Source organism: Streptomyces xylophagus, assembly GCF_000716435.1.
Taxonomy (GTDB): domain Bacteria; phylum Actinomycetota; class Actinomycetes; order Streptomycetales; family Streptomycetaceae; genus Streptomyces; species Streptomyces xylophagus.
This window is the reverse complement of sequence record NZ_JNWO01000174.1, coordinates 1-359: the sequence shown is the minus strand read 5'-3', so window position 1 is coordinate 359 and position 359 is coordinate 1. Positions and strand designations below refer to the sequence as shown.

Annotated in this window: 1 pseudogene; it reads left to right on the top strand. The window is 61.8% G+C overall.

From position 1 onward, the window contains the following. Positions 1 to 28 precede the first annotated feature (28 nt). A pseudogene (locus tag OO70_RS50855) lies at positions 29 to 359 on the top strand (hypothetical protein); the annotation flags it as partial.

Below are 359 nucleotides of genomic sequence, written 5' to 3'. Positions count from 1 at the left end.
GTGGTACCCCACTCGATGGGACGCGCAGGTGGCCCTCAGCAACACGGTCAACTGGGAAAAGCCGAGGTACAACACGCGGCCGAGCAGCCGTCGATGTGCGTTGTACCGCCACTACGACTCCAGCGGGATCCTGCTGTACATCGGCGTCACGAACGAGCAGAGCCGCAGAGACAACGACCATGTGCTGACGTCCATCTGGGTGACCTTCGTCGATCGCTCTGAGGCGCGTTGGTTGCAGACCCGCAAAGAAGCTCTTCTTGCCGAGAAGGCGGCAATCCAAGCGGAGGCGCCCGTCTTCAACGTAGACCATGCTCCACCCGGTCGCGAAGAACGCATTCGCGCCTACTTGACCAGCAGGG